Here is a 25,879-nt window from a genome sequence, read left to right on the forward strand (position 1 = left end):
TTATGCCTCACCCAGGTATGCGCGGATCACGTCCGGGTTGTTGCGGATCTCTTCCGGCGTGCCGTTTGCCAGCGGCGTGCCCTGGTTAACCACGTAGATACGGTCCGAAATGCCCATTACCAGCTTCATGTCGTGCTCAATCAGCAGAATGGTGGTGTCGTGGTGATCGCGCAGTTCGGCAATCAGCTCGTCCAGCTCTTTGGTCTCTTTCGGGTTGAGGCCCGCCGCCGGTTCGTCGAGCATCAGGATTTCCGGCTGGGTGACCATGCAGCGCACAATCTCCAGACGACGCTGGTCGCCGTAGGCCAGATTGCTCGCCTGGCGGTTAGCGTGCTGCAGCAGGCCAATTCGGTCGAGCCAGGTGGCGGCGCGATCGAGCGCTTCATCCTGGGCGCGGCGGAAGGCCGGGGTTTTCAGCAGGCCGGAGAACAGCCCGGTTTTCAGCTGCTGATGCTGCGCAACCAGCAGGTTCTCAATCACCGTCATCTCGCGGAACAGACGCACGTGCTGGAAGGTACGCACCACGCCCATGCGGGCAATCTGCTGGCCCGGCAGCCCTTCAAGGTGCTTGTCGCGCAGCATGATGGTGCCGCCCGTCGGCTTGTAGAAGCCGGTCAGGCAGTTAAAGACCGTGGTTTTCCCCGCGCCGTTCGGGCCAATCAGGGAGACAATCTCTTTCTTGTGAAGATCCAGTGACACATTGTTGACCGCCAGCAGGCCGCCAAAACGCATCATCAGACCGTTAACGGATAATAATGGCTGACTCATGCCTGCTCTCCTTTCGCTTGCCCGTTCTTCAGCTTCAGCTGTGGACGGGTCATCGGCAGCAAGCCCTGCGGACGCCAGATCATCATCAGCACCATCAAACCACCCAGCATTAACATGCTGTATTCGTTAAAGTCGCGCATCAGCTCGCGCGAAACCACCAGCAGGATGGCCGCGAGGATAACGGCGAACTGCGAGCCCATCCCGCCGAGCACCACAATCGCCAGCACAAAAGCGGATTCGGCAAAGGTGAACGATTCCGGGCTGACGAAGCCCTGACGCGCGGCAAACAGCGTCCCGGCGAAACCGGCAAACGCGGCGCTGATGGTGAACGCGGTCAGCTTGATGCGTGTCGGGTTCAGGCCCAGGGAACGGCAGGCGATCTCATCCTCGCGCAGTGCTTCCCACGCGCGGCCCAGCGGCATGCGCAGCAGGCGGTTAATCACGAACAGGGTGATCACCACCAGCAGCAGCGCCACCAGATAGAGCCAGATCACGCGGTCGGACGGGTCATACTTCACGCCGAAGAAGTTACTGAAGGTATCCCAGCCGCCTTCGCGGGCGGTACGGCTGAACTCCAGACCGAAGAAGGTCGGTTTCGGGATCTGGCTGATGCCGTTCGGGCCGCCGGTCACTTCGGTGTTGTTCAGCAGCAGGATACGGACGATTTCACCGAAGCCTAAGGTCACGATCGCCAGGTAGTCACCGCGCAGGCGCAGCACCGGGAAGCCAAGCAGGAAACCGGCTGCGGCGGAGACCAGCCCCGCCAGCGGCAGACAGGTCCAGAAGCCGAGGCCGTAATAGTGGTTCAGCAGCGCGAAGGTGTAGGCGCCGATGGCGTAGAAGCCGCCGTACCCAAGCACCAGCAGGCCAGATAGCCCCACCACCACGTTCAGACCGAGACCGAGGATCACGTAGATCATGGTCAGGGTAGCGATATCTACGGTTCCACGAGACACCACGAACGGCCACGCCACGGCGGCCACCAGCAGCGCCACGAGGAACAGCTTCTGCTTAACGGTTGACCCGTCGATGGCCGGCAGGACGAATTTCGGCCCGGAGACGTTTTTCAGCGACTTCTGGAACAGCGGACGCAGCAGCTGGAACAGGAACACGACGGCAGTGCCGATAAACACCCACTGCCAGCGGATGTCGGGGGCGGCGTCCACCACCAGCTTCGTCCCGTCCAGACCTAACTGGACGCCCATAAAAACGCCCGCCAGCACGAAGAACATGGCGGCAGAGAGCAGCGCCATTGCAAAATGCATCGGTTTCATACTTTCTCTACCTCCGGACGGCCCAGAATGCCGGTAGGCATGACCAGCAGAACCAGAATCAGCAGGGCAAACGACACCACGTCTTTATATTCCGTGCTCAGATACGCCGAGGAGAGCGCTTCCGCCACGCCCAGGATCAGGCCGCCGATCATCGCCCCCGGAATACTGCCGATACCGCCCAGAACCGCCGCGGTGAAGGCTTTCATCCCGGCCATAAAGCCGATGTACGGGTTGATCACACCGTAGAACTGGCCGAGCAGCACGCCTGCGACGGCCGCCATCGCGGCGCCAATTACGAAGGTCAGGGCAATCACGCGGTCGGTGTTGATGCCGAGCAGGCTCGCCATCTTCAGGTCTTCTGCGCAGGCGCGGCATGCGCGACCCATACGCGAGTAGCGGATGAACAGCGTCAGGGCGAGCATCGCAATAAAGGTCACGACCCAGATAACCAGCTGCATAGTGGTGATAGAAGCCGAGAAGTTTTCACTGGCCCCCACAATCCACTGGCCGTTAAACAGGCTTGGCAGCGCCACGTCGCGCGAGCCTTCGGTGAGGCTGACGTAGTTTTGCAGGAAGATCGACATCCCGATCGCGGAAATCAACGCAATCAGACGCTTGGAGCTGCGCACCGGCCGGTAGGCCACGCGCTCGATGCTCCAGCCGTAGGCGCTGGCAATCACAATCGCGCCAACAAACCCGGCGGCGACCAGCAGCCAGCTGCTGTCGATGCCCATCATCATAAGGGCAGCAATAATCATAAAGGAGACATAGCTACCGATCATGTAGACCTCGCCGTGGGCGAAGTTGATCATGCCGATAATGCCGTAAACCATCGTATAGCCGATGGCGATCAGCGCGTAGGTGCTTCCCAGCGTAACGCCGTTAAACATCTGCTGCAGGAAATAGAGAAACTGCTCGGACATATGCAAACCTTTTTATACCCGCCCGTCAGTCCGGGCGGTGGGATAATTATTTGGCGGCCGAGGATGAACCGTCGGCGTGCCACTTAAAGACACCAAACTCAAATCCCTTCAGATCGCCTTTCTCATCCCAGTTCAGCGGCCCAATCACGGTGTTCGCCCCGTGTGCTTTTAAATCTTTCACCAGATCCAGCGGTTCTTTGCTGCCGGAGCGTTCCAGCGCGGTGGCCAGAGACTGTACGGCGGCGTAGGTGATCCAGACGTACGGACCACTCGGATCTTTCTTCTGCGCCTTGAGCGCATCCACGATAGCCTTGTTGGCCGGATCCTGGTCATAGCGTTTTGGCATCGTCACCAGCATGCCTTCAGCAGAATCCCCGGCGATGTTCGACAGAGAGGCATTGCCCACGCCCTCTGGCCCCATAAACTGGGTCTTCAGACCGGTGGCGCGCGCCTGACGCAGCATCTGCCCCATCTCCGGGTAGTAGCCGCCGTAGTAAACAAAGTCGATATTCTCTTTTTGCAGGCGGGCGATCAGCGCGGAAAAGTCTTTCTCACCGGCGGTAATCCCGTCGAAGAAGACGATGTTTGCGCCGCCTTTTTTCAGGCCGTCCTGAACGGAGCGCGCCAGGCCTTCGCCGTACTGCTGCTTGTCATGAATAATGGCGATACGCTGCGGCTTGACGGTTTCAAGGATGTATTTGGCGGCGGTTGGCCCCTGAGAGGAGTCCAGCCCCGCGGTACGCATGATGTGCTGGTAGCCGCGCTGGGTCAGCTCAGGGTTAGTGGCGCCAGGGGTGATCATCAGAATGCCTTCGTCTTCGTAGATATCAGATGCGGGCTGGGTGGACGACGAGCACAGGTGGCCGATCACATACTGGATGCCGTCGTTAACGATTTTGTTGGCGACCGCGACGGCCTGTTTCGGATCGCAGGCGTCGTCATATTCTACGCCCACCAGCTTGTCGCCTTTGATGCCGCCCTTAGCGTTGATGTCTTTGATGGCCTGGCGCGCACCGTTGAACTCCATATCACCCCACTGGGCAACAGGGCCGGACATCGCGCCCACTACCGCAACTTTAATGTCCTCCGCCATGGCGGCATGCGAGATCGACAGTGCGACCATCCCCGCGATTAACGTCTTCGCGTTCCTTTTCATCTCTGAATCCCCATTCGTGATGTCGTGTTTATATTTTGTTTTATTATGGTTAAAAAGCATTCTGTACTTTTAATGAACAACGCTATTTTTACCAGTGCCTTTAATGGTTTAGCGCAGTTTTTTGTCAAAAACCAGACTAAAATCTCTATTTTTCAGGCGATTAAGCAAAGATAATATTCTGAAATCAGGCAGAGATAAACAAATAAAAGTGCAGTTTGCAGCATAAAATAACGGTACAAAGCGCCGAATAAATCACTACCATTCAGGTTAAAATTCTGCTTATTTTTCGATCCATGTGTTTTCAAACTGCCCATCGCGTTGCCAAAAAACTAATCACCTGGTTAATGAGAATAAAAAGAGGAAGCCGCTGAGTGAATAAATTGAGTACACTGCCTCTACTCAATTTGATTTGGACAAGTAGCTAATGAAACTGACTATCGTGCGTCTGGTGACCTTTAGCGACCAGGATCATATCGACCTGGGCAAGATCTGGCCGGAATATTCCCCTTCGTCGCTGCGCGTTGATGAGACCCACCGCATTTATGCCGCGCGTTTTAACGAGCGCCTGCTGGCTGCGGTTCGCGTCACTCTGAGCGGTACAGAAGGAGCGCTGGACTCACTGCGCGTTCGTGACGTCACCCGTCGTCGCGGCGTGGGACAGTATTTAATTGAAGAAGTGATCCGCGAAAACCCAAGCGTGAGCTCATGGTGGATGGCTGACGTGGGCGTGGAAGACCGCGGCGTGATGGCAGCGTTTATGCAGGCGTTAGGCTTTACGGCGCAGGAGAGCGGGTGGGAGAAGCGCTAAAAGAAAGCCGGGTGGCGGCTGCGCCTTACCCGGCCTACATTCTCCACTGTATTTTCCCAAGCATTTCGTGTTGCAGGAAGGCGGCAAGTTATGAAATCCCCGGGAGCTTACATAAGTAAGTGACCGGGGTTGAATAACGCAGCCAACGCACCTGCGGCGCGAAAGGAGACGGGAAAATTATTTTGCGTCTGTCGCCGTGCCATTGGCATGCCAGTCAAACACGCCGAACTCGAAGCCCTTCAGGTCGCCCTTCGCGTCCCAGGAGAGTGGCCCCATGACGGTCTGGACCGTATTCGCTTTCAGCCAGGTGGCAATCTCAGCCGGATCGGCGGACTGGTTCAGACCTGCCTGCAGAGACTGCAGCGCCGCGTAGGTGGTCCAGACGAAAGCGCCGCTTGGATCCTGTTTCTTCGCCTTGATGGCATCTACGATAGGTTTGTTCGCAGGGACCTGGTCGTAGTTCTTCGGTTTGGTCACCAGCAGGCCTTCGGCTGATTCACCCGCGATGTTAGACAGAGAAACGTTCGCCACGCCTTCCGGGCCCATAAACTGGGTTTTCAGGCCAGCAGCGCGCGCCTGACGCAGGATCTGGCCCATTTCCGGATGGTAGCCGCCGTAGTATACGAAGTCGATATTCTCTTTCTTCAGACGCGCCACCAGGGTGGAGAAGTCTTTCTCACCGGCGGTGATACCGTCGAAGAACACCACGTCGGCATTGGCTTTCTTGAGGTTGTCCTGCACTGAACGCGCCAGACCTTCACCGTACTGCTGCTTGTCATGAACGATAGCAATGCGCTTCGGCTTCACTTTTTCAACGATGTATTTCGCCGCGGTTGGGCCCTGGTCAGAGTCCAGACCGGTGGTGCGCAGGGTCAGCTTGTATCCACGCGCAGTCAGCTCCGGTGCGGTCGCTGCCGGGGTGATCATCAGAATACCTTCGTCTTCGTAGATGTCAGACGCGGGCTGAGTAGAGGAAGAGCACAGGTGACCGATAACGTATTTGATCCCGTCGTTCACCACTTTGTTCGCGACCGCGACCGCTTGTTTCGGGTCACAGGCATCATCATATTTTACGATCTGCAGTTTTTCGCCTTTGATACCGCCCTTAGCATTAATGTCTGCAACCGCCTGTTCAGCGCCGGTAAATTCCTGGTCGCCGTACTGTGCTACCGGACCGGACATCGCGCCAACCACAGCCACCTTGATGTCTGCCTGTGCCATGGTGCTGAATGCCAACGCGATACATCCTGCCAGTAACGCTTTACCCTTCATGTTCATCCTGAGATTCCCCATTATTATGGTTATTACGATTGTTGTGATGTTGTTGTGCAGCGCTTTATGTCAGTTATAGGTGTGCTGTCCGCGCTTTTTCAGCATACTCTGCTAAAACATACCCGATTTTTATGATTTTGGAATAGCTAATTTGAAATGAATATATGATAAGCCCGGCAGGATTTACCGCCGGGCATGTGGCTTTAACGTGTCAGCGACGCGGAGATAATGTCCAGCGCTTTACGGAACTGCGCTTCAGGGATAGTCAGCGGATAGAGGAAACGAATGACGTTGCCGTAGACGCCGCAGCTCAGAAGAAGCAGCCCTTCCTGCAACGCGCGCTCCTGCACCTCACGGGTAAATTCCGGCGAAGGCTGACCCGTTTGCGGGTCGTTAAACTCTACCGCCACCATCGAGCCCTGCCCGCGAATGTCAGCGATATACGGGCAGTGTTCCTTGGCTTTGTTGAGCACTTCAACCAGGTGATGGCCGAGATGCGCCGAGCGCGTGCAGAGATCTTCCTCGTCAATCACGTCCAGCACCGCGTGCGCTGCGGCAATCGCCAGCGGATTGCCCGCGTAGGTGCCGCCCAGCCCGCCCGGCGCAGGCGCGTCCATCACGTCGGCACGGCCCGATACCGCAGAGAGCGGCATCCCGCCCGCCAGGCTTTTTGCCATGGTGATCAGGTCCGGCTTCACGCAGTGGTGTTCCATCGAGAAAAGCTTGCCGGTGCGGGCGAAGCCGCTTTGCACCTCGTCAGCAATCAGCAAAATACCGTGGGTATCGCACAGGGCGCGAAGAGCCTGCATAAAATCAGCAGGCGCAATGTTGAAACCGCCCTCTCCCTGAACCGGTTCGAGAATAATCGCCGCGACCTGGTCAGGAGCAATATCTGCTTTAAAGATACGTTCCAGGCTTTTTAACGCCTCAGCGGTGCTGACGCCGTGCAGGTCATTCGGATACTGCGCGTGGTAAACCGAGCCGGGGAAGGGTCCGAAGCCGAGCTTGTACGGCGCAACTTTGCCGGTCAGCGCCATGGTCATAAAGGTGCGGCCGTGGAACGCGCCGCCGAAGGTGATAAGGCCAGGACGTTTGGTATAGGCGCGCGCAATTTTGACCGCGTTTTCGACCGCCTCAGCCCCCGTCGAGAAGAACGCCGTTTTGGCAGGACCTTCTACGGGCACGCGTGCGTTGATACGCTCGGCAAGCGCCACGTAGCCTTCGTACGGCAAAATCTGGTAGGCCGTGTGGGTAAACGCGTGGAGTTGTTTTTCAATGGCGGAAATGACTTTGGGATGGCGATGGCCGGTATTCAGCACCGCGATCCCAGCGGCGAAGTCGATATACTCATTGCCTTCCACGTCCCACACCGTGGCGTTTTCGGCTTTATCGGCATAGAAGTTACACATCACGCCGATGCCGCGCGGCGTCGCCTGTAAACGCCGGTCGTTCAGTTCGTTATTTTTCACCCTGTCCCCCTGAGAAAGTCGCCTGCTTAGCGCATCAGTAAGTGTTTGCCAGGGGGAGGAAATTAGCCAGAGCGGGCGCTAAAAAAACAAAACCCCCGAATTTGCATTCGAGGGTTCTCGGTGTACTTCGCGAAAATTACGCTTCGATAGCGGCGCGAAGTTTTTTCATGGCGTTCTTTTCAAGCTGACGCACACGTTCTGCAGAGACGCCGTAGCGGTCGGCCAGCTCCTGCAGCGTGGACTTGTTGTCTTCGTCCAGCCAGCGGGCGCGGATAATATCCTGGCTACGTTCGTCGAGGCCTTCCATCGCATGGGTCAGCTTGTTCGCGGCCTGATCTTCCCAGTTGTCCTCTTCGATGCCGTCAGCAAAATTAGAGGTTTTATCCTGCAGATACAGAACCGGCGCCATTGGCTGGCTGTCGGAGGCGTCATCGTCGGAGGACATATCAAAGGTCATGTCCTGCGCGGCCATACGGGATTCCATCTCACGCACGTCTTTGCTGGATACGCCCAGCTCGCGCGCCACCATTTCCACTTCGTCCTGATTGAACCAGCCCAGACGCTGCTTGGTTTTACGCAGGTTGAAGAACAGTTTACGTTGCGCTTTTGTCGTGGCGACTTTCACGATACGCCAGTTGCGCAGCACGTATTCATGAATTTCTGCCTTGATCCAGTGTACGGCGAAGGAGACGAGTCGCACACCCACTTCCGGGTTGAAGCGACGCACAGCCTTCATCAGGCCGATGTTGCCTTCCTGAATCAAGTCCGCCTGCGGCAGGCCATAGCCCGCATAATTACGAGCAATGTGAACAACAAAGCGCAGGTGAGACAGGATCAGCTTTTTCGCTGCTTCCAGATCGCCCTGGTAATGCAGCTTTTCAGCAAGCTCCTTTTCTTCCTCGGCCGTTAACATCGGCCAGGTGTTCGCAGCCCGGATATAAGATTCCAGGTTACCAACAGGGGCTAAAGCTAAAGTTTGCATTTCTTTGGTCATTCATTCCTCTCAGTATTTCTTCTGGTCCAGGCTGTCCCCGTCAGGCAACAACCATGCCAAAGCGTTTGAGCAACGAGATTAGCATTCACTCTTTTATCAGACAGTGATTTTATCCACAAGTTCCAGGTGCAACGGTGAATAAATTACGCACAAAATGTGACATGGAGATGATAACAGGGGAAGAGACAACAGGGACGCTTTCCCTGCAGAGCGAACATCTCGGTGCAGGGAAAGATTATATCACGCTTTTATTAGTCGGGAGTAAAGTGACGTAAATGTTGAACGGTTGCCAGCCACGCTGCCACCCACCCAATCATCGAACACACCAGCAGCAGTAACAGGCACTCATCGAACCCTAAGCCACTGATATCAAACTTCGTTCCGAAAACCTGCGCCACTTCAGTCACGGCAGAGGAAAGCCGCATCACCAAAATTTCTGACAATATCAGTGAAAGAAATGCGCCGGAAAAACCGAGCAGTGCGCCGCCGTAAAGGAACGGACGGAGGATGAAACCATCCGTCGCACCAATCAGTTTCTGCACGTTGATGGTATCGCGACGGGCGAAAATGCTCAGGCGCACGCTGTTGCCGATGACGAGGAAGACCGCCGCCACCATCAGCACGCCAATCATCGCCGCGACGCGGCCTACCAGCCCGGTGAGAGCAGAAAGGCGCGCAAACCAGCTGTCATCCATGCGCACTTCATCAATGCCCTTAATGCGCGTGATGCGATCGCGCAGGGTGTTAAGCGAATCGGTCCCCTGGAAATCCAGCTTCGGGATTACCACCGCCACGGCGGGCAGCGGGTTCTCTTCGAGCATATCCAGCGCGCCGCCAAAGCCAGACCAGTTACGGAACTCGCCCAGCGCGTCTTCACGTGAGAGATAGTTGACCTTCTCTACGCCCTGCTCGGCCTGAATTTGCCCAACCACCTGGGCCGCCGCGTTATCGTCGAGCGCTTTATCCAGATAGACCGTGATCTGCGGGGACGGATAATACTGTGAGGCCGCCTGGTTGACGTTTTTATAGACCATATAGCAGACGCTTGGAAGCGTGAGGGAGATGGCAATCACCATCACCGTCAGGAACGTCGCCAGCGGTTTGCTTTTCAGGTCCTGCAGCGCGCCGTGGAACGCGTAGCGCACCTGCTCGTTAAAGACGTTGGTTTTACGGGAGGCCGGTTTTGGCGCGGCCTTCTGGCGCTTCGGCGCATTACGATTGCCGTCCCCCCCGCCCTGCGGCTTACGGAAACGGTCAAACCGGTTCCCGAACTGCCGAATCTGGTTTATTGCATCACGCTTATTCACCGTGGCCTCCGTGCAAATGACCGTCGCTCAGGGTCAGCATGCGGTACGAACGACGGGAAATCAGCCCGATGTCGTGCGTTGCCATCAATACGGTGACCCCTACGCGGTTAAATTCCTCAAACAGACGCAAAATCCCTTCTGACAGGGCATCGTCCAGGTTACCGGTCGGTTCATCCGCCAGCAGCACCGCAGGCTTGTTCACCACCGCGCGGGCGATACCCACGCGCTGCTGTTCACCGCCGGAGAGCTGGATCGGGAAGTTCTTCGCTTTGTCCAGTAGCCCGACCTTATCCAGCGCCGCAGAGACGCGGCGGCGGATATCGTCATAGCTGGCGCCGGCAATAATCAGCGGAATGGCCACGTTATCGAAAACGGTGCGATCCATCAGCAGATGGTGATCCTGGAAAATCATGCCGATCTGGCGACGCAGGAACGGCACCTCACGGTTTTTCAGGCGGCTGATCTCATGGCCGCTGAAAAAGATCTTCCCGGCGCTTGGGCGCTCGATCCCACAGATAAGCTTGAGCAGGGTACTTTTCCCCGCGCCGGAATGGCCGGTCAGGAATGCCATCTCGCCTGGCTGCAGGTGGAATGTGACCCCCTGCAGCGCTTGTCTCCCACCGAGATAGGCCTTGCTGACGTGTTCAAAGCGAATCATTGTTAGTCCTCTCGGGCAAATAATGCCTCAATAAAGTCGCCCGCCTTAAACGGACGTAAATCCTCAATACGCTCGCCCACACCGATGTAACGGATAGGAATGCCGAACTGGTCAGCCACGGAGAAAATCACCCCGCCTTTCGCGGTGCCGTCCAGTTTGGTCAGCGTGATCCCCGTCAGTCCTACCGCTTCATGGAACAGCTTTGCCTGGCTGATGGCGTTCTGTCCGGTGCTGGCATCAATGGTCAGCATAATTTCATGCGGTGCGTCTTCGTCCAGCTTCTTCATGACGCGAACGATTTTCTTCAATTCTTCCATCAGGTGCGATTTGTTCTGCAAACGCCCTGCGGTATCGGCAATCAGCACGTCCACGTTGCGCGCCTTCGCCGCCTGGATAGCGTCAAAGATCACGGACGCGGAATCCGCGCCGGTATGCTGGGCAATCACCGGAATGTTGTTGCGCTGGCCCCACACCTGCAGCTGCTCAACCGCCGCTGCACGGAAGGTATCGCCCGCCGCCAGCATCACCGATTTGCCCTGCTGCTCGAACTGGCGCGCCAGCTTGCCGATGGTGGTGGTTTTACCCACGCCGTTCACGCCGACCATCAGAATAACAAATGGCGTTTTGCCTTCAATATTAAGCGGTTCGTCAACTTTTGCGAGAATTTCACCCATCTCGTCTTTCAGCAGACCATACAGCGCCTCGGCGTCGCGCAGCTGTTTGCGGCTCGCCCCTTCGGTCAGATTGGCGATGATCTTACGGGTAGTTTCTACCCCAACGTCAGCAATCAGCAGTTGTTCTTCCAGCTCTTCAAACAGATCGTCGTCGATCTTCTTGCCGCGGAACAGACTGATAAATCCGGAACCTAAGTTTTCTTTGGTTTTAAGCAGGCTGCGCTTCAGGCGCGCGAAGAAACCTTCTTTGGTCGGTTTTTCCTGCTCCTGAACGATCTCGTCTTCGGCCTGCTCTTCTACCGGCACAACGATGACCGCTTCTTCAGCTGCCTCCGCCGCCAGCGCCTGGGCTTCCAGCTCGTCGTCGGTCAGCTCTGGCTCAAGCGCCGCTTCTTCTTCCACCGCCTCAACGATTTCAACGGTTTCCGCTTCGGCCTGCCACTCTTCGGCAGACACCGCTTCGTCTTTGACCTCTTCCGGCAGCGGAAGCTCTTCGTGTTCGATAGCGGCCTGTGGCGCTTCGGTAACGGCTTCGACGACAACCGGTTCTGGCTTCTCGTTCTCCTGAACCTGTTCAGTGACTTCAACCACCTCTTCAGCAAAGGTTTCAATCTCTTCTTTGCTGTGCGCCGTTTCTTCCGCTTCGACAACCGCGGCGGTTTCTACAGGCGTTTCAGGCTGCGACTGCTCTTCAACGGCTTGTTGCTCTTCGGTTTTCTGTTCTGTTTCTTGCTCTTTTTCACCGAAGCCCAGCCAGGAAAAGAAGCCACGTTTTTTTTGTTTTGCCATCTGCGACTACACTCCTCGCGGCGCTATATACATGGAAGCTAAAAAAATGATGAAATAGTCTAACACTTTACTTAATTGACATCACCGCCCGCAATCGCAGGCCAATTGTTAACAGAGCTTTCCTGAGATGAAGAAACCCAACCGCGCCCCGGCCGGTCAAATTCGTATTATCGGCGGTCAGTGGCGAGGCCGGAAATTACCGGTGCCGGACAGCCCCGGTTTACGCCCAACTACCGACCGCGTGCGCGAGACGCTGTTTAACTGGCTGGCTCCGTCTATGGTAGACGCCCACTGTCTGGACTGCTTCGCCGGAAGCGGCGCCCTCGGGCTGGAAGCGCTGTCGCGCTATGCCGCCAGCGCCACGCTGCTCGAGATGGAGCGCGGCGTTGCGCAGACGCTGCAGCAAAATCTGGCGACGCTGAAGGCGAGCAACGCCAAAGTGGTGAACACCAACACGCTGAGCTTCCTCGCGCAAAAGGGCACGCCGCATAACGTGGTGTTTGTCGACCCGCCGTTCCGCAAGGGGCTGCTGGAGGAGACGTTATCCCTGCTGGAGCAAAACGGCTGGCTGGCGGATGACGCGCTAATTTATGTTGAAAGCGAAGTGGAAAACGGTTTACCGCCGGTTCCCGCCCACTGGGATCTGCACCGTGAAAAAGTGGCAGGTCAGGTTGCTTATCGTCTTTATCACCGTCAGGCACAAGGAGGATCCGATGCCGGTACTGATTAACCTGGGACGCTTGCTGATGCTGGGCGTCTGGGCGTTCTTGATTCTGAATCTGGTGCACCCGTTCCCGCGCCCGATGAACATTTTCGTTAACGTGGCGCTGATTTTCACGTCGTTTATGCACGCCCTTCAGATGGTGATGCTGAAAAACGGCCTGCCGAAAGACGGCCCGCAGATGACGGGCTGGCAGCAGCTGCGCGTCTTTATTTTCGGCGTGTTTGAGCTGCTGGTGTGGATGAAGAAGTTTAAGGCGCAGGTGAAGAAATAATGTGCGGCCTGATGCCCTCTCCCACAGGGAGAGGGAACCGATCGCGCCTTATTCAGGCGTAAAACCTTCGAATCGCGACCCTTTGTAGCTCAGCGTTCCTTTCTCTCCCACCGTCAGCTGATGGTACTGTTGCGCCTCCAGGCGGAAGGTCATCTCAAGGCCGCCCGTTTCCGGCTTAAAGCTCGCTTCATAGCGCATTGTTGTGCCCGCAGGCGTCACCTGCTGCTGGCGCGAGCGGCGGTCGTTGAGCGGTTTTTCGCGTTTGTTCGTCACCACCACGCGCTTTTGCATCAGCGGTGCAGCATCGTTATCCGCCTTCTCGCGGCGCTGCTGCACGAAACGAAACGAGGCGGCAATGACGATAATCGCCACCACGATAATGAAAAAAAGCGGCATCTTGCTCATTGAAAAATCCCATCAGATTATGCGGAATTCAGGATACCTTGCCTTCCCTACCATTGCCAAACGCCCGCCCGCGTCACTACACTGGATCAGAAACTGATTATTCAGGCTTAACAGATACAGGGAGTTAATATGCTTTGGTCATTTATCGCTGTCTGTTTTTCCGCATGGCTTTATGTCGATGCGTCGTACCGTGGTCCCACCTGGCAGCGCTGGTTGTTTAAACCGGTCACGCTGTTGCTCCTGCTGCTGCTGGCCTGGCAAGCGCCAATGTTTAACGCCGTCAGCTATCTGGTGCTCGCCGGGCTGTGCGCCTCTCTGATTGGCGATGCCCTGACCCTGCTGCCGCGCCAGCGCCTGCTGTATGCCGTAGGGGCATTTTTCCTGTCGCATCTGCTGTATACCATCTACTTCGCCAGCCAGATGACGCTCTCTTTCTTCTGGCCGCTGCCGCTGGTCCTGCTGGTGATTGGCGCCCTGCTGATCGCGGTGATCTGGTCGCGTCTGGAAGAGATGCGTTTGCCGGTTTGTACGTTTATCGCCATGACGCTGGTAATGGTATGGCTGGCTGGTGAACTGTGGTTCTTCCGTCCGACCGCTCCGGCGATGTCAGCGTTCTTCGGCGCCGCATTGCTGCTGATCGGTAACGTCGTCTGGCTGGGCAGCCACTATCGCCGCCGCTTCCGGGCGGATAACGCGATTGCCGCCGCCTGTTACTTTGCCGGGCATTTCCTGATTGTGCGTTCGCTGTATATCTAAATAGCGCTTGACTCTGGAGTCGACTCCAGAGTGTATGCTGCGGTTAATGAGAAAATTATCATTGCCGGAGACTGCCATGTCAACTCCAGAAATACCTAAAAAAGTTCCTCAATTCTCGGCACTTAAGCTCAGCCCGGTTCCGTCGAAAGACGACTGCTGCTGCGAAGGCGCGTGCGAAACGCAAACTCAACCCCTTCCTGAAAGCGGCAACCGCTACAGCTGGGTCGTCAACGGCATGGACTGCGCCGCCTGCGCGCGCAAAGTGGAAAACGCCGTCAAACAGGTGCCGGGCGTGAGTCACGTTCAGGTGCTGTTCGCCACCGAAAAGCTGCTGGTTAGCGCCGATAAAGACGTCAGCAAGCAGGTTGAAGCCGCCGTCAGCAAGGCGGGTTATACCCTGCGCAGCGAAACGGCGCCCGTTGAAAAAGTCTCCTCCCTGAAAGAAAACCTGCCGCTCATTACCCTCATCATCATGATGTCCCTGAGCTGGGGTCTGGAGCAGATTAACCACCCGTTCGGCAATCTGGCGTTTATCGCCACCACCCTGGTCGGTCTGTTCCCGATTGCCCGTCAGGCGCTGCGCCTGATGAAAAGCGGCAGCTGGTTTGCCATCGAAACGCTGATGAGCGTGGCGGCCATCGGCGCGCTGTTCATTGGCGCGACGGCAGAAGCGGCGATGGTGCTGCTGCTGTTCTTAATCGGCGAACGTCTTGAGGGCTGGGCGGCGAGCCGGGCGCGTAAAGGGGTCAGCGCGCTGATGGCGCTGAAGCCGGAAACCGCCATTCGCGTGGTAAACGGTACGCGTGAAACGGTCGCCATCACTACGCTGCGTCCGGGTGACGTGATAGAAGTCGCGGCAGGCGGACGCCTGCCTGCAGACGGCGCGCTGCTTACCGCCACCGCAAGCTTTGATGAAAGCGCCCTGACCGGGGAATCCATTCCAGTAGAGCGTGCCGAGGGTGAAAAAGTGCCTGCAGGCGCCACCAGCGTCGACCGTCTGGTACAGCTCACCGTGCTTTCCGAGCCGGGTGACAGCGCCATCGACCGTATCCTGAAGCTGATTGAAGAGGCTGAGGAGCGCCGCGCGCCGGTCGAACGCTTTATCGATCGCTTCAGCCGGATCTACACGCCCGCCATTATGCTGGTTGCCCTGCTGGTCACCGTCGTCCCACCGCTGTTCTTTGGCGCGCCGTGGGAGGGCTGGATTTATAAAGGGCTGACGCTGCTTCTGATCGGCTGCCCATGCGCGCTGGTGATTTCCACCCCGGCGGCGATTACGTCCGGTCTGGCGGCTGCGGCACGTCGCGGGGCGCTGATTAAGGGCGGCGCGGCGCTGGAGCAGCTCAGCCAGGTCCAGCATATCGCCTTTGATAAAACCGGTACGCTGACCGTGGGCAAGCCGCAGGTGACCGGCGTGTATCCGCAGGATATCAGTGAGGATGAACTGCTGACCCTGGCCGCCGCCGTTGAACAGGGCTCCACCCATCCGCTGGCGCAGGCGATTGTGCGTGAAGCGCAGTCGCGCGGACTAAACATACCTCCGGCAACCGCCCAGCGGGCGCTGGTAGGGTCAGGTATTGAGGCCACCGTTGACGGTAAAAAGGTGCTGATTGTCGCGGCGGGTAAGTCTTCTACTCCAGAGGTGGAGACGTTAGAACAGACCGGACAGACTGTCGTGACCGTCATGCAGGACGGCACCGCAAAAGGGATGCTGGCGCTACGCGACACCCTGCGCGATGACGCAAAAGAAGCCGTGGCGGCGCTGCATCAGCTGGGCGTGAAGGGCGTGATTCTCACCGGTGATAACCCTCGCGCGGCGGCAGCGATTGCCGGTGAGCTAGGGCTGGCGTTTAAAGCCGGATTGCTGCCTGCGGATAAGGTCAGCGCGGTGACGGAGCTGAACGATCAGGCGCCGCTGGCGATGGTCGGTGACGGGATTAACGATGCCCCGGCGATGAAAGCGTCCACCATTGGTATTGCGATGGGTAGCGGTACTGACGTGGCGCTGGAGACCGCCGACGCGGCGCTGACCCACAACCGCCTGACCGGGCTGGCCCAGATGATCGATCTTGCGCGCGCGACGCGGGCCAATATCCGTCAGAACATCGGCATCGCGCTCGGGCTGAAGGGGATTTTCCTGGTGACGACCCTGCTCGGCATGACCGGACTGTGGCTGGCGGTGCTGGCGGATACCGGGGCAACGGTGCTGGTGACGGCGAACGCGCTTCGGCTGCTGCGTCGCCGGTAAAAAAACGCCCGGTGGCGCTAACGCTACCGGGCCTACATTTCCTGCCAGATCGTGGATCGGGTAAGACGAAGCCGCCACCCGACTTTTTTATAAGAAATAGCTCATCGCCAGGCCTAAAAACAGCACCAGACCGACGTAGTTATTGTTCATAAACGCCTTGAAGCAGGCATCACGTTCACGCTTAGCGATCAGCTTCTGCTGATAAGCAAACAGCAGCCCCGCCACCAGCACGGACCAGTAAAACTCCCAGTTCAGCCCGTTCAGGCGGCCAATCGCCACCATCAGCGCCAATACCGCGACCTGCAGGATACCGATAATCAGCTTGTCGTGACGACCAAAGAGGATGGCGGTGGATTTGATGCCGATTTTCAGGTCATCGTCGCGGTCTACCATTGCATATTGCGTGTCGTAAGCCACCGCCCAGAGAATGTTCGCCAGGAACATCAGCCAGCAGCTGAGCGGTAAGGACTCACTAACCGCCGCAAACGCCATCGGAATCGACCAGCCAAACGCCGCGCCCAACACCACCTGAGGCAGGTGGGTATAGCGCTTCATAAACGGATAAACCCAGGCCAGGGCCAGCGCCGCAACGGAAAGCAAAATGGTCATGGTGTTCAGGGTTAACACCAGCAGGAAAGAGAGCAGAACCAGAACAATAAACAGCACGCGGGCTTCTTTCCCGGTGACCTGCCCGCTGGGTAACGGACGACCGGCAGTACGCTTAACATGACCGTCGAATTTACGATCGGCATAGTCATTCACCACGCAGCCCGCCGCGCGCATCAGCCAGACGCCGGCAACGAACACGCCCAGGATCCACAGCGGCGGCACGCCCGGCGTGGCAAGCCACAGCGCCCAGAGGGTCGGCCACAGCAGCAGCAACGCGCCAATGGGTTTATCGGTACGCATTAAGCGGTGATACGCCAACAGCTTATTCTGCGTCAGGCTCCACTCCATTTTTTCTTCCTCTTAGTACAACGGTGATGCCGGTAAAAAAAGCTCCGTCAGTATTAACGGTTTACCGCTCAGGCGAAGGCGGGAACGACGCCCCCACAGTTCAGCATCACGACCAATCTCAATAAAATCCCGGGTAAGCTCAGACGAGGTGAAAAGGTAACGCCCCAGAGGCGTTTTCCCCAGACGTTGCAGCGCCAGCTCTGGCCCGGAAAGGGTGGACTCGGGCACTACCGTCCGTCCGGCAAGCCACGGCTCGCCATCGGCACAGAGCAAAATTTCGCGCAGCCAGTAACGTGGCTCGTGCGGCAGCAGCGGCAGCTCGTTGGCGATCTCATCGCCAGAGACAAACCCTTCCTGAATCAGGGTCACCGTGACCGTTTTACCCTGCTGCTCAAAACGTTTCGTCATGGAATCTTCCAGCAGCAACCAGTCCAGCTGCTGCGGATCAAGCGCAGGTATTTGGTCGAAATAGCGCAGCGCACGCAGTTGCGTTAGCGCAGGGTGTGACATGCCAGACTCTCCGATACATAACGTAATGGCATTGTATCGCAGAAACACGGATTGAGGGGGGCCAAACGTTATTTAACGATCACGATCGCAACATGGGCGCAACAGCCTGGCCGATACGAAAAAAAGTGCGCCCACTCAGGCGCACCAAACTACTAACAAATCAGCACTGTGGGGAAACGGTTACCCCTTGCCTTTTACACTGCTGATAAAGGTGGAACGGGCAGTGGTTGAACCTAAACGTTCGGCTTCATCAAGCAGCTTCAGCGCTTTATCGACATCGCCGCGCTTCACCGCCTGCTTAATGGCGTTGTTGAAGTACTCTTCGGTGTCGTTCAGTACCGGCTCGGCTTTCTTCGCCGGTGCAGGCGCTGCAGTCGCTACCGGTGCGGCTGCCGTGGCAGCGGGTGCGGTATAGGCAGGTGCAGGTGCCGCAGTGTTGCCAACGGTGACAGCAGCAGGGCCAGAGGATCCGAATAACGGACCGACCAGAATACTGGAGCTGGTGTTTGTTTGAACTTTGAGTTTTAGCGTACCGTTCGTCACGTGGCGTGCGACCGGATCAGGAATATCAGGAATAGCGTTACCCGCCCCCTGAGCATAGGATTTTGCCGGATCAATCATTTTGGTGGTGCGCTGCAGATCTTCGGGCGTAGTAAACGCGAGGATATAAATCTTTTGCTGGCCTAAAGCGGGTGTCAGTTTCAGGATGCCCTCAAGGCGGTCAGCCGACATGACGCCGGGTTTCTGATAGGTAAAATAACTGCTTGGGAAAAAAGCTGAAGGCGACATGTTTTGATCAAGCACTAACACGTTTGGTGCAAATACAGAGGGTGTTTTGTCGGCTTCACTGACAAGCGTTAACGTTAACTCACCCACATTTGCAGGGACACTCCATGCAGCAACCGGTCCTGAAATTCCCGGTACATTCAGGGTCTGTCCTGTATTCCCCAACTCGATGGTCTGGGTTTGTGCCACATTCACGGGCACCCAGTTCAGACTTTGCAGTGTGGCAGAGGGGATCGCAGGCGCAGCAGTCGTGTTCTGCGGAACGATATTGACATCAGCCAAGCTCACTGCTGGTAATGCAGCAAACATGCCCGCCGTCAGACAGAGTGCTAAGAGACTTTTTTTCATCGTTATGACCTCATTATTCGAAAGCATGGTAGCCAGGCAATAGCGCATACTTTCCGAGAAATGCGTTATGAGTTAGAGGGGCCTAAGCCCCTCTTTTAAATACATTAACGTCTAAAATTACCACCAGATTTCCATCTGAGCACCGAAGGTCCACTCGTCGCTGTCACCACGGCTGGTCGTACCGAACGGAGTTACAGTGCTGTTGCTTGCAGCAGTGGAAGAGAAGTTACCCTCAGAGTCGGTCTTCACGTAACCCCATTTCTCATCCCACTTGGCGTAGGTAGCAAACACGCGAATCGCTGGACGGGACCAGATGCTGTCACCCGCCTGCCACTGTTGTGCCAGAGTGATTTTGTATTGGTCGTTACGATCGCCGGTTTGCTGAGATTTGACGTTGTCATATCCCACTTCCAGCAAGGTGCTCATGATAGGCGTCCATTTGTACATTGGACGCACGCCCACGGTGTACCAGGTGGTACCTTGATTGTTGTCACGATCGATATCCTGATACATACCGACGTACATCAGGTCCCATTTATCCGCCAGCGTGATCGCACCGTGGTCGAGGATACGGATCAGGCTGCCGTCATTATCAACAGCCCCCCCACGCGCCTGACCTTTACCCTGAGAAATCATGGAGTCGGTGGCGTACTGCACCACAAACTTGTTGAAGCCTTTCATCATGCTCTGGGTGTGTTCTGCAGTGAACATCCAGCCATCTTTCGATGCACCAGGCTGCAGGTAGTAATCGTCAGGAATGTTGGTATGGCCGTAGTCAACACCCAGTTCCAGAGTACCGCCCGGGTTAATTTCCATACCGGCTAAACGCGCATCAAACACGTCGTTTGGCACTTTGTTGTTATAGGTACGCAGACCGGTATTCGGATCGCGATCGCCAAAAGCCGAGGAGCCGCCGGATTCAGAAGAACGAGTTGCTGCGAGAGAGAGTTTACCTATACCGACATCAACGTTTTCCAGACCTGCGCCAGGACCAGAAATATCCCAGTAGTAGAAGTCGATCATGTGAACGTCATGACGTTGATAGAAACGCTTACCTGCCCAAATATTTGCCCCTGGCAGTGAATCAATCAGGTTTTTACCTACGACGTTAAACTCACGCACTGCTGGCGTGTTACTGTCTTCCCAGTCGTTAAGCTGAGCAGTTTTATAGGCGATGTTGGAATCGAAATAGAAGCTCTTGTCCGCTTCTTTCCACACTTCCTGGCCTAATTTAACTTCCGCATAGGTTTCACACTCGTTACCAAGACGATATTTAGAATCCGCACCGGTGGTCTGGAAACATTGTTGTTCACCACCACTCCCGGTCCAGCCGATGCCAGAACGAGCATAACCTTTAAAATCTACAGCACCCGCCTGGGCAGACAGGATGCCTGCCGCAATGGCGATTGCCAGAGGGACTTGTTTGCGCAGAGTAATCATCATTCTATCTCCTGAGATCATTGCTTTTCTTTGAACACTTCACCTGTCGGTTTCGTGTCTTCTTTTGGGATTGCTTAAACGCCTGGCTCTTTATGCAACCGACGACATGCAGTGCCATCCTCACGGAACAGATGGCAACGCTCTGGCGGCAAGCCGATAGCGAATGTGGCACCCTCTTCTACCAACACCACGTCGTTCTGGCGGTAGACCAGGTTCTGACGGATGGCGGGGATCTGGATATGAATCTGTGTTTCGTGACCAAGCTGTTCGACGACCTGAACGTCACCTTCCAGGGTCACATCAGCGATGTGGCTCGGCAGCAGATGCTCAGGACGAATACCGAGGGACATGTTTGCCCCGACCTGTACGTTAGCGCTGTCGACCGGCAGCCAGACCTGCTGGCGGTTTGGCAGCTCCACCTGTACCTGTTCAATGGCTGTCGCGGTCACTTTGACGGGCAGGAAGTTCATCTTTGGCGAGCCAATGAAGCCCGCAACAAAGCGGTCTGCCGGGTAGTGATACAGCTCCAGCGGTTTACCCACCTGCGCCACGCGACCGGCATCCAGCACCACGATTTTGTCGGCGAGGGTCATCGCTTCGACCTGATCGTGGGTGACGTAAATCATCGTGCGGCCAAGACGCTTGTGCAGACGGGAGATTTCGATACGCATCTGGACGCGCAGGGCGGCATCCAGGTTGGAAAGCGGTTCGTCGAGCAGGAAGACGCGCGGCTCGGCGACCAGGGTACGGCCAATCGCCACGCGCTGACGCTGACCGCCGGAAAGCGCTTTCGGCTTACGCTCCAACAGGTGCGCCAGCTGTAATACTTCAGCTACCTGCGTCACGCGCTGGTTAATGACCTCTTTCTTCGCGCCGGCCAGCTTCAGGCCAAAGGACATGTTCTCGGCAACGGAAAGATGGGGATAGAGTGCATAAGACTGGAACACCATGCCTACGCCACGTTCGGCAGGCGGGATGTCATTCATTCGGGTATCACCAATCAGCAGGTCGCCGCTGGTGATGGTTTCAAGACCGGCAATCATACGCAGCAGAGTAGATTTACCACAGCCTGATGGGCCAACAAACACCACGAATTCGCCTTCGTTGATGTCCAGATTGATGTCTTTCGACACCACAACGTCACCCCAGGCTTTCGTTACATTACGCAGCTGTACGCTCGCCATGCCCTTCTCCCTTCGTTACAACCTGTCACCGACAGAAACATTCAAGATAAGTTCACTATGGGGTATCCATTACTTTCCCGAATCCTCCACCCCCCGCCTTTTTTATGGGGGAGGAGGCGGGAGGATGAGAGAGCAGGCTCTGCGACCGCCGTGGGAGGGCTGAGGCAAAATTCGTGAAGCCGCCTGCAAAATTCGGTGGGTTTTTATGTGCGCCAGCACTCATAACTTAAATTTATGCAACGGAGATCACACAAACGGGGGGTGGGGCGTAGGGGTTGGGAGGATGGAAAGAGGATGTCAAATAAGGAGACTGAGACACGTTGAACCACTGAAGTCATACCATGAGACATCACCAAAAAGGATGGCAGCTATGAATATCAAGACTGGCGCACGCGTTTTCGCATTGTCCGCCCTCGCAGCAATGATGATTTCCGCACCGGCGCTCGCCAAAATTGAAGAAGGCAAACTGGTTATCTGGATTAACGGCGACAAAGGCTATAACGGCCTGGCCGAAGTGGGCAAAAAATTCGAGAAAGACACCGGCATCAAAGTTACCGTAGAACACCCGGACAAACTGGAAGAGAAATTCCCGCAGGTTGCGGCAACCGGCGACGGCCCGGACATCATCTTCTGGGCGCATGACCGTTTCGGTGGTTACGCGCAGTCTGGCCTGCTGGCTGAAGTCACCCCGGACAAAGCTTTCCAGGACAAACTGTTCCCGTTCACCTGGGACGCTGTTCGCTATAACGGCAAGCTGATCGCTTATCCTGTCGCGGTTGAAGCCCTGTCTCTGATTTATAACAAAGACCTGGTACCTAACCCGCCGAAAACCTGGGAAGAGATCCCGAAACTGGATAAAGAGCTGAAGGCGAAAGGTAAATCCGCCCTGATGTTCAACCTGCAAGAGCCGTACTTCACCTGGCCGCTGATTGCTGCCGACGGCGGTTACGCGTTCAAGTTTGAAAACGGTAAGTATGACGTGAAAGACGTGGGCGTCGACAGCGCGGGCGCGAAAGCGGGCCTGACCTTCCTGGTTGACCTTATCAAGAACAAACACATGAACGCTGATACCGATTACTCCATCGCGGAAGCGGCGTTCAACAAAGGCGAAACCGCGATGACCATCAACGGTCCGTGGGCCTGGACCAACATCGACAAGAGCAAAATCAACTACGGCGTGACGCTGCTGCCAACCTTCAAAGGCAAGCCGTCTAAACCGTTCGTTGGCGTGCTGAGCGCGGGTATCAACGCTGCCAGCCCGAACAAAGAGCTGGCGAAAGAGTTCCTGGAAAACTACCTGCTGACCGATCAGGGTCTGGATGAAGTGAACAAGGACAAACCGCTGGGCGCCGTTGCGCTGAAATCCTTCCAGGATCAGCTGGCGAAAGACCCACGTATCGCGGCTACCATGGATAACGCCCAGAAAGGCGAAATCATGCCGAACATCCCACAGATGGCTGCGTTCTGGTACGCCACCCGTACCGCGGTCATCAACGCTGCAAGCGGTCGCCAGACCGTTGATGCCGCGCTGAAAGATGCTCAGGGTCGTATTACTAAGTAATGACGTAGTCCCCTCTCCCTTTGGGAGAGGGTTAGGGTGAGGGTTGTCGCTATTCGCACGCCCTCACCCCGGCCCTCTCCCCCAGGAGAGGGAGAAAAGATCAAACGTTGTAGAGGAAAAACCCCATGGATGTCATTAAAAAGAAACGCTGGTGGCAAAGCGACGCGCTGAAGTGGTCAGCGATAGGTCTGCTGTGTCTGCTGGTGGGTTACCTTGTTGTTTTAATGTACGTACAAGGGGAATATCTGTTCGCCATCATGACGCTGATTTTAAGCTCTGCTGGCCTGTATATTTTCGCCAACCGTAAAGCCTATGCCTGGCGCTATGTCTACCCGGGCGTGGCCGGGATGGGGCTGTTTGTCCTGTTCCCGCTGATTTGCACCATCGCCATTGCGTTCACCAACTACAGCAGCACCAACCAGCTTGCGCAGGAACGCGCCCAGCAGGTCCTGCTGGATCGCTCATATCAGGCAGGCAAGACCTTTAACTTCGGCCTCTATCCTGCGGGGAACGAGTGGAAGTTAGCGCTTACTGACGAAGCAAGCGGCAAATACTACGTTTCCGACGCGTTCAAATTTGGCGGCGAGCAGAAGCTGGCCTTAAAAGAGGCCGAGGCCCTGCCGGAAGGTGAACGTGCCAACCTGCGCGTCATTACCCAGAACCGCCAGGCGCTGACCCAGCTCACCGCCGTGCTGCCAGATGAAAGCAAAGTGACCATGAGCTCGCTGCGCCAGTTCTCAGGCACCCAACCGCTCTATACCCTGGCGGATGACGGCACGCTGACCAACAACCAGAGCGGCGTGAAGTACCGTCCGAATAACGACATTGGTTTCTATCAGTCCATTACTGCCGACGGCAAATGGGGTGATGACAAGCTCAGCCCGGGCTACACAGTCACCATCGGCTGGGACAACTTTACCCGCGTATTTACCGACGAAGGCATTCAGAAACCCTTCTTTGCCATCTTTGTATGGACAGTGGTCTTCTCGGTGCTGACGGTGATACTGACCGTTGCCGTGGGCATGGTTCTGGCCTGTCTGGTCCAGTGGGAATCCCTGAAGGGCAAAGCGATTTACCGCGTGCTGCTGATTCTGCCGTATGCCGTGCCGTCGTTTATCTCGATTCTGATTTTCAAAGGGCTGTTTAACCAGAGCTTCGGTGAAATCAACATGATGCTGAGCGCCCTGTTCGGCATCAAACCGGCCTGGTTCAGCGACCCAACCACCGCCCGCTCGATGATCATCATCGTGAATACCTGGCTGGGTTATCCGTACATGATGATCCTGTGCATGGGGCTGCTGAAGGCCATCCCGGATGACCTGTACGAAGCTTCGGCGATGGACGGTGCGGGTCCGTTCCAGAACTTCTTTAAGATTACGCTGCCGCTGCTCATCAAGCCGCTCACCCCGCTGATGATTGCCAGCTTCGCCTTTAACTTTAACAACTTCGTGCTGATTCAGTTGTTGACCAACGGCGGCCCGGACCGCCTCGGCACTACGACGCCGGCAGGCTATACCGACCTGCTCGTGAGCTACACCTACCGTATCGCCTTCGAAGGCGGCGGCGGCCAGGACTTCGGTCTGGCGGCAGCGATTGCCACCCTGATCTTCCTGCTGGTAGGCGCCCTGGCGATTGTGAACCTGAAAGCCACACGTATGAAATTCGACTAAGGAGGGCATCGATCATGGCAATGGTACAACCCAAATCTCAGAAGTTGCGCCTCCTGGCGACGCACTTAGGCCTGCTGATTTTCATCGCGGCGATCATGTTCCCGCTGCTGATGGTTATCGCCATCTCCCTGCGTTCGGGTAACTTCGCGACAGGAAGCCTGATCCCGGACGAAATCTCCTGGGAGCACTGGAAGCTCGCGCTGGGCTTTAGCGTGGAACACGCGGATGGCCGCGTCACGCCGCCGCCGTTCCCGGTGCTGCTGTGGCTGTGGAACTCGGTGAAAATCGCAGGCATTACCGCCATTGGTATCGTGGCGCTGTCCACTACCTGTGCCTACGCCTTCGCCCGCATGCGCTTCCCGGGCAAAGCGACGCTGCTGAAAGGGATGCTAATTTTCCAGATGTTCCCGGCGGTGCTGTCGCTGGTGGCGCTGTATGCCTTGTTTGACCGCCTGGGCCAGTACGTCCCGTTTATCGGCCTGAACACCCACGGCGGCGTAATCTTCGCCTACCTTGGCGGTATCGCACTGCATGTGTGGACCATTAAAGGCTATTTCGAAACCATCGACGGCTCGCTGGAGGAAGCGGCCGCGCTGGATGGGGCTACCCCGTGGCAGGCGTTCCGCCTGGTGCTGCTGCCGCTGTCGGTGCCGATTCTGGCGGTGGTGTTTATCCTGTCGTTTATCGCTGCGATCACTGAAGTACCGGTTGCCTCACTGTTACTGCGTGATGTGAACAGCTACACCCTGGCCGTGGGTATGCAGCAATACCTCAACCCGCAAAACTACCTGTGGGGCGACTTTGCCGCGGCGGCCGTACTTTCCGCCATCCCGATTACCGTGGTGTTCCTGCTGGCGCAGCGCTGGCTGGTGAACGGCCTGACGGCGGGCGGTGTGAAAGGTTAAGTTTCATTTTGTTATGCCACTG

At 56.5% G+C, this 25,879-nt stretch carries 24 protein-coding genes; 8 read left to right on the forward strand and 16 right to left on the reverse strand.

The window, feature by feature from the left end:
* From livG to livK, 4 genes are read right to left on the reverse strand one after another with little or no spacing between them, the layout of a single operon-like run.
* Nucleotides 1-768 carry a high-affinity branched-chain amino acid ABC transporter ATP-binding protein LivG gene (livG, locus tag ACWYRJ_RS06705; protein WP_024906698.1) on the reverse strand — a complete coding sequence of 256 codons (768 nt, stop codon included), beginning with the start codon at nt 766-768 and terminating at the stop codon, nt 1-3.
* Nucleotides 765-2,042, reverse strand: coding sequence for a branched chain amino acid ABC transporter permease LivM (gene livM / locus ACWYRJ_RS06710; protein WP_048226437.1), 1,278 nt, complete (start codon nt 2,040-2,042; stop codon nt 765-767). The genes livG and livM overlap by 4 nt, the downstream gene beginning before the upstream one ends.
* Nucleotides 2,039-2,965, reverse strand: coding sequence for a high-affinity branched-chain amino acid ABC transporter permease LivH (gene livH / locus ACWYRJ_RS06715; RefSeq protein WP_013099131.1), 927 nt, complete (start codon nt 2,963-2,965; stop codon nt 2,039-2,041). Before livH ends, livM begins: the two co-directional genes overlap by 4 nt.
* 46 nt (nt 2,966-3,011) lie before the next feature.
* On the reverse strand, nt 3,012-4,121 hold the full coding sequence (gene livK, locus ACWYRJ_RS06720; RefSeq protein ID WP_047653117.1) for a high-affinity branched-chain amino acid ABC transporter substrate-binding protein LivK: 1,110 nt from the start codon (nt 4,119-4,121) through the stop codon (nt 3,012-3,014).
* 424 nt (nt 4,122-4,545) lie between these two features.
* On the opposite strand from livK, the gene panM reads away from it, so the two are divergent.
* Nucleotides 4,546-4,929, forward strand: coding sequence for an aspartate 1-decarboxylase autocleavage activator PanM (gene panM / locus ACWYRJ_RS06725; protein ID WP_455507600.1), 384 nt, complete (start codon nt 4,546-4,548; stop codon nt 4,927-4,929).
* 177 nt (nt 4,930-5,106) lie between these two features.
* Here panM and livJ read toward each other — a convergent pair whose 3' ends face one another.
* From livJ to ftsY, 6 genes are all read right to left on the reverse strand, one after another.
* On the reverse strand, nt 5,107-6,207 hold the full coding sequence (gene livJ, locus ACWYRJ_RS06730) for a branched chain amino acid ABC transporter substrate-binding protein LivJ (RefSeq protein ID WP_074147346.1): 1,101 nt from the start codon (nt 6,205-6,207) through the stop codon (nt 5,107-5,109).
* Between the two features lie 197 nt (nt 6,208-6,404).
* Nucleotides 6,405-7,670 carry a 4-aminobutyrate--2-oxoglutarate transaminase gene (locus ACWYRJ_RS06735; RefSeq protein WP_149367211.1) on the reverse strand — a complete coding sequence of 422 codons (1,266 nt, stop codon included), beginning with the start codon at nt 7,668-7,670 and terminating at the stop codon, nt 6,405-6,407.
* A 136-nt stretch (nt 7,671-7,806) separates the two neighbouring features.
* The gene (gene rpoH / locus ACWYRJ_RS06740; protein WP_028015143.1) at nt 7,807-8,664 is read right to left on the reverse strand and encodes an RNA polymerase sigma factor RpoH; all 858 of its coding nucleotides are present in this window, start codon (nt 8,662-8,664) and stop codon (nt 7,807-7,809) included.
* Nucleotides 8,665-8,915: 251 nt separating this feature from the next.
* Entirely contained in the window at nt 8,916-9,971 is a 1,056-nt protein-coding gene (ftsX, locus tag ACWYRJ_RS06745; protein ID WP_045909157.1) for a permease-like cell division protein FtsX, read from the reverse strand.
* On the reverse strand, nt 9,964-10,629 hold the full coding sequence (gene ftsE / locus ACWYRJ_RS06750) for a cell division ATP-binding protein FtsE (protein ID WP_045402529.1): 666 nt from the start codon (nt 10,627-10,629) through the stop codon (nt 9,964-9,966). Before ftsE ends, ftsX begins: the two co-directional genes overlap by 8 nt.
* Nucleotides 10,630-10,631: 2 nt before the next feature.
* Nucleotides 10,632-12,092 carry a signal recognition particle-docking protein FtsY gene (ftsY, locus tag ACWYRJ_RS06755; RefSeq protein WP_455507601.1) on the reverse strand — a complete coding sequence of 487 codons (1,461 nt, stop codon included), beginning with the start codon at nt 12,090-12,092 and terminating at the stop codon, nt 10,632-10,634.
* Between the two features lie 127 nt (nt 12,093-12,219).
* On the opposite strand from ftsY, the gene rsmD reads away from it, so the two are divergent.
* Both rsmD and ACWYRJ_RS06765 read left to right on the forward strand, forming a co-directional pair.
* Nucleotides 12,220-12,822, forward strand: coding sequence for a 16S rRNA (guanine(966)-N(2))-methyltransferase (rsmD, locus tag ACWYRJ_RS06760; RefSeq protein WP_023310014.1), 603 nt, complete (start codon nt 12,220-12,222; stop codon nt 12,820-12,822).
* The gene (locus tag ACWYRJ_RS06765; protein ID WP_010436509.1) at nt 12,806-13,087 is read left to right on the forward strand and encodes a DUF1145 family protein; all 282 of its coding nucleotides are present in this window, start codon (nt 12,806-12,808) and stop codon (nt 13,085-13,087) included. The genes rsmD and ACWYRJ_RS06765 overlap by 17 nt, the downstream gene beginning before the upstream one ends.
* Before the next feature lie 48 nt (nt 13,088-13,135).
* Here the strand turns inward: ACWYRJ_RS06765 and ACWYRJ_RS06770 are convergent, their stop codons facing one another.
* Nucleotides 13,136-13,492: a DUF2500 domain-containing protein gene (locus tag ACWYRJ_RS06770; protein WP_149367209.1), complete on the reverse strand. Its 357-nt coding sequence runs from the start codon at nt 13,490-13,492 to the stop codon at nt 13,136-13,138.
* A gap of 129 nt (nt 13,493-13,621) precedes the next feature.
* Between ACWYRJ_RS06770 and ACWYRJ_RS06775 the strand changes: the two genes are divergently transcribed.
* Complete coding sequence (locus ACWYRJ_RS06775; protein WP_024906687.1) at nt 13,622-14,248, forward strand: lysoplasmalogenase; 627 nt, start codon at nt 13,622-13,624, stop codon at nt 14,246-14,248.
* A 76-nt stretch (nt 14,249-14,324) separates the two neighbouring features.
* The gene (zntA, locus tag ACWYRJ_RS06780) at nt 14,325-16,496 is read left to right on the forward strand and encodes a Zn(II)/Cd(II)/Pb(II) translocating P-type ATPase ZntA (RefSeq protein ID WP_455507602.1); all 2,172 of its coding nucleotides are present in this window, start codon (nt 14,325-14,327) and stop codon (nt 16,494-16,496) included.
* Nucleotides 16,497-16,583: 87 nt separating this feature from the next.
* Here zntA and ubiA read toward each other — a convergent pair whose 3' ends face one another.
* The 5 genes from ubiA to malK all read right to left on the reverse strand — a co-directional run bounded on the left by ubiA (nt 16,584) and on the right by malK (nt 21,721).
* Nucleotides 16,584-17,453: a 4-hydroxybenzoate octaprenyltransferase gene (ubiA, locus tag ACWYRJ_RS06785; RefSeq protein ID WP_111965826.1), complete on the reverse strand. Its 870-nt coding sequence runs from the start codon at nt 17,451-17,453 to the stop codon at nt 16,584-16,586.
* Nucleotides 17,454-17,465: 12 nt separating this feature from the next.
* Entirely contained in the window at nt 17,466-17,963 is a 498-nt protein-coding gene (gene ubiC, locus ACWYRJ_RS06790) for a chorismate lyase (protein WP_021242729.1), read from the reverse strand.
* Nucleotides 17,964-18,143: 180 nt separating this feature from the next.
* On the reverse strand, nt 18,144-19,103 hold the full coding sequence (gene malM, locus ACWYRJ_RS06795) for a maltose operon protein MalM (protein WP_133295391.1): 960 nt from the start codon (nt 19,101-19,103) through the stop codon (nt 18,144-18,146).
* 111 nt (nt 19,104-19,214) lie between these two features.
* Nucleotides 19,215-20,540: a maltoporin gene (locus ACWYRJ_RS06800; protein ID WP_047173657.1), complete on the reverse strand. Its 1,326-nt coding sequence runs from the start codon at nt 20,538-20,540 to the stop codon at nt 19,215-19,217.
* 71 nt (nt 20,541-20,611) lie between these two features.
* Nucleotides 20,612-21,721: a maltose/maltodextrin ABC transporter ATP-binding protein MalK gene (gene malK, locus ACWYRJ_RS06805; RefSeq protein WP_023310005.1), complete on the reverse strand. Its 1,110-nt coding sequence runs from the start codon at nt 21,719-21,721 to the stop codon at nt 20,612-20,614.
* A gap of 370 nt (nt 21,722-22,091) precedes the next feature.
* On the opposite strand from malK, the gene malE reads away from it, so the two are divergent.
* The 3 genes from malE to malG all read left to right on the forward strand — a co-directional run bounded on the left by malE (nt 22,092) and on the right by malG (nt 25,857).
* The gene (malE, locus tag ACWYRJ_RS06810) at nt 22,092-23,282 is read left to right on the forward strand and encodes a maltose/maltodextrin ABC transporter substrate-binding protein MalE (protein WP_045909150.1); all 1,191 of its coding nucleotides are present in this window, start codon (nt 22,092-22,094) and stop codon (nt 23,280-23,282) included.
* A 125-nt stretch (nt 23,283-23,407) separates the two neighbouring features.
* Complete coding sequence (gene malF / locus ACWYRJ_RS06815; RefSeq protein ID WP_136195996.1) at nt 23,408-24,952, forward strand: maltose ABC transporter permease MalF; 1,545 nt, start codon at nt 23,408-23,410, stop codon at nt 24,950-24,952.
* Between the two features lie 14 nt (nt 24,953-24,966).
* A complete protein-coding gene (gene malG / locus ACWYRJ_RS06820; protein ID WP_023310002.1) occupies nt 24,967-25,857 on the forward strand; it encodes a maltose ABC transporter permease MalG in 891 nt (296 codons plus the stop codon).
* Nucleotides 25,858-25,879 lie beyond the last annotated feature (22 nt).

It is taken from the genome of Enterobacter sp., from assembly GCF_977039595.1.